The following is a 4,175-nucleotide window of genomic DNA, read 5'->3' as shown; positions in this document are numbered from 1 at the left end:
ATGGGACGTCAACATAATATCAAAGTAGGAGAGCGCACAGCAGAAAATATTAAAATAGCAGTTGGTGCTGCTTTGACAGAATTACCTGACGAGGATGTGCCCGAAGACTTTGATATTATGTTGACGTCCCATATACTCCTGAATATCTTCTGTAAGGTCATCTCCTGCAATCTTTATTGATTTATTTGACACAATACCTCCAAGAGAAATTACAGCGATTTCTGTTGTACCACCGCCTATATCAACGATCATGTTTCCTTCCGGCGCTTCTACATCAAGGCCAATACCAAGTGCCGCAGCCATCGGCTCATATATCATATAAACATCGCGACCTCCGGCATGTTCTGCAGAGTCTCTGATCGCACGGGTTTCAACCTCAGTACTTCCGGATGGGATACAAATAACAATTCTTAATGAGGGTGCAAATAAACGTCCTTTGTTATTGAACATCTTTATTAGTCCGCGAATCATTTGTTCCGCAGCCGTAAAGTCTGCAATCACACCATCTTTCAACGGTCTGATTGTTCTTATGTCCTCATGGGTTTTCCCATGCATCTGTCGGGCTTGTTCTCCAACAGCTATGACTTTCCCTGTTTTACGTTCCAAAGCCACTACTGATGGCTGATCGACAACTATTTTGTCGTTATGTATGATGATAGTATTGGCAGTGCCAAGGTCCATCGCAATTTCCTGAGTAAAAGAGAATAATCCCATATTGATGTTATATTTGCTTATTTACAATTACATTTAATGTTTAAAATGACGCACTCCCGTCATAACCATAGATATATTGTGTTCGTTACAATATTCTACTGATAGGTTGTCTTTTATAGATCCTCCCGGTTGAACCACAGCTGTGATACCTGCATTTCCTGCGATCTCGACACAGTCGGGAAAAGGAAAAAAGGCATCAGAAGCCATTACAGCACCATCAAGCTTAAAGCCAAAAGCATCGGCCTTTTCTATAGCTTGCTTGAGAGCGTCAACACGAGATGTTTGTCCTGTACCACCTGCACAAAGTTGCTTATTTTTAACCAGAATAATAGCATTCGACTTCGTATGTTTTACAAGCTTATTCGCAAATAGCAAATCTTCAGCTTCGGTTCCTTGTAAAGGTCTGTTTGTAACAAGTTTCAAATCTGAAGCAGCTTGTATACTTAGGTCTTTATCCTGAACCAAAACACCATTCAGTAATGAACGGAATTGTTTAGTTCCCTCTAAAGACTGTTTTTGCACCAGAATAATACGATTCTTCTTTTGTTCTAGTATTTCTAAAGCCTCTTTATCATATTCGGGAGCAATTACAATCTCAAAGAAAATAGTATTTATTTCTTCAGCTGCTACCTTATCTATTTTTCTATTACTTATAATAATTCCACCGAAAGCGGAAACAGGATCTCCAGCCAATGCATCTTTCCATGCTTCAACTACTGTTTCTCTCGAAGCTATACCACAAGCATTATTATGTTTCAATATAGCTACAGTAGTTTCGTCAAACTCACTGATCAAACTTATTGCAGCTTCGATATCTAACAAGTTATTGTAAGATATTTCACGTCCGTGTAATTGGTCGAACATGGCATTGAAATCTCCGCAAAAAGTCCCTTTCTGATGCGGATTTTCTCCATATCTGAGATGCATTGCATCATCTTCTGCGTAGCGAAATGCCGATCCTTCATAATTATCCATATAATTAAAGATCGCTGTATCGTATGACGATGATACGGAGAATGCTTCTTTTGCAAAGAATTTACGATCTGCAATATCTGATTTTCCGCCTTTTTCTTCCAAAAGATTCATTAAAGGTGCGTATTGATTCTTTGAAGCTACAATTACTACATCTTTAAAGTTTTTTGCAGCGGCGCGAATCAATGATACACCGCCAATATCTATTTTTTCAACTATATCTTGTTCTCCTGCTCCTGAGGCAACAGTTTCTTCAAAAGGATATAAATCTACAATAACGAGGTCAATCTCTTGTATATCGTACGCTTTTATTTGCTTCATATCTTCCGATAGTTCTCTACGACAGAGTATACCTCCGAATATTTTAGGGTGTAATGTTTTAACTCGCCCACCCAAAATAGAGGGGTATCCTGTTACATCTTCCACAGCATCACAAGCGAAGCCTAGCGACTCTATAAAATTTCTGGTTCCACCTGTCGACACAAAGCGAACTCCCAAACTATCTAACTTTCTCAAAATTTCATCTAAGCCATCTTTATGATAAACTGAGACTAATGCGGTTTTAATTTTTTTCTCTAAAGACATGGTGTGTTAATATCCTTTTTTAGGGATACAAAGTTAAAAAAACTATTAGTATTACTTACCCTTTTTAGTATAATTTTTGAAGAATACATTTTGTTACATAAATCAACAAAAATTCAATATTGCGTTCACATTTTTCATATATTTACAAACAAATCTTAATTTACATACTTAGCTTGTTAATCATGAAATTTATCGCAATTGTAATCTTATATATAATACCTCTTTTTGCTGTATCTCAAGATTTCAGAAGTGAATATATAAAGTATAAAAGTTATAACCAAATCAAAGGTGACAAATTGATAAGAACAGATTCTGTTATATTACAGATTAATGAACGAATGGGCGATCATGATGCCGAGATACTTATCAACTATAGTAAAGGCGATAAAGTTTCTGTGGGAGATGCCTGGATAGAAGATATGCAGGGCAATATTGTAAGGAAATTAAAGAATAAAGAAATAACAGACAGAAGCTCTATTTCAAATATCTCCTTATACGAAGATGATTTTGTTAAATCTTTTGAACTGAAACACAATCAATATCCTTACAGAATTATCTATTCGTTCAGAGTAATTTATTCTAAATTTCTTAGTCTTGCCTCTCTCAATTATACAAATTCACGGACACCTATAATCTCAGGAGAACTTGTTGCTGAAGCACCAATAGATCTGCGTATTACATTTAAACAAAGAAACACAGAACCTCCGGCTATAGATACTATAAACAATAATATCAGATATGTTTGGAAATATAATTATAGACCTCTTAAAACAAAAGAACTAAACGCTTCACCAAACAATACCGAAGCTCCCATAATACACGCTGCTCCTATTAATTTCAAATATGGAGTAGAGGGCAACAATGAGAATTGGAAATCTTTTGGAAACTGGATATACAGATTAAATAGAGGCAGAGATATCCTACCCACACCAGAGCAAGCAAAGATAAACTCGTTACTCTCAGGCGTAACAGATGATAAAGAAAAGGCAAAGATCTTATATCAATATCTACAGGATTATACTCGCTACATAAACGTTAGCATCAATATAGGAGGAATGCAAACATATCCGGCGAGCTATGTTTCTACCAACAAATATGGAGATTGCAAAGCTCTGACCAACTACATGCAGGCAATGCTCAAATATGCCGGAATAAAATCATATTACACATTAATATTTACAGGAGGACAAATAGTTGATGTAGATACGACTTTCCCCTCTCAGGCATTCAATCATGCTATTCTTACAATTCCTTTCGAAAAAGATACGGTTTACCTTGAGTGTACTTCAAAAAATACGCCATTCGGATACATGGGGACATTTACTCAAGCTCGCAAAGCTTTACTTATTGACGAGAATAACAGCCATTTTGTAAACATTCCTCCTTTAAACCCAAACGATATATTATGCAGCCGTTCGATTCTTGTTGATCTCAAAACATCTGACGTAAAACTTGCATCAACAGCTAGAGGCGACAATTATGAAAGTTTAATATATCTGGCTTCCGATATTAATAAAAATACGATTGATAAATATATACGAAATACTATTTTGACAGGTTCATACGATCTTATTGATTTCAATTTAGAGAAAGCTGCTTCTGACAATCCTTCTATAAAGCTGAATGCTGAGTGTCAGTTTCATAATTTATTGAAAAAATATGGGAACAACTTAATTATTGAACCTTTTGCAATAGAAATACCCTCCTATGAGGCTCCTGGTCTACGAAAAAGTGACCTCCAACTAGACTACCCAAGTTTTTATAAAGATACTATTTGCTATTCCTTACCTGATGACAAAAAAGTAAAATTGCCGGAAGATATAAATATGGAATCTGATTATGGAAAATACTCTATAAGTTATAGGCAAAAAAACAATGAAGTTTATATATATAAATCGATACTG

At 35.7% G+C, this 4,175-nt stretch carries 2 protein-coding genes and 2 pseudogenes; 2 read left to right on the top strand and 2 right to left on the bottom strand.

Annotated features, from left to right (window positions below):
* Positions 1-111, top strand: a pseudogene (locus LDB17_RS04265) (rod shape-determining protein); the annotation flags it as partial.
* Here the strand turns inward: LDB17_RS04265 and LDB17_RS04260 are convergent.
* A pseudogene (locus tag LDB17_RS04260) lies at positions 106-714 on the bottom strand (rod shape-determining protein); the annotation flags it as partial. The pseudogenes LDB17_RS04265 and LDB17_RS04260 overlap by 6 nt on opposite strands.
* A gap of 33 nt (positions 715-747) precedes the next feature.
* A complete protein-coding gene (gene purH, locus LDB17_RS04255) occupies positions 748-2,271 on the bottom strand; it encodes a bifunctional phosphoribosylaminoimidazolecarboxamide formyltransferase/IMP cyclohydrolase (protein WP_393924904.1) in 1,524 nt (507 codons plus the stop codon).
* A gap of 182 nt (positions 2,272-2,453) precedes the next feature.
* On the opposite strand from purH, the gene LDB17_RS04250 reads away from it, so the two are divergent.
* On the top strand, positions 2,454-4,175 hold a 1,722-nt coding region (locus tag LDB17_RS04250; RefSeq protein WP_393924903.1), incomplete at its 3' end, for a transglutaminase family protein.

Source organism: Dysgonomonas sp. Shenzhen-Wh21 (assembly GCF_043392705.1).
Lineage (GTDB): Bacteria > Bacteroidota > Bacteroidia > Bacteroidales > Dysgonomonadaceae > Dysgonomonas.
This window is presented reverse-complemented; position numbering and strand designations above follow the sequence as displayed.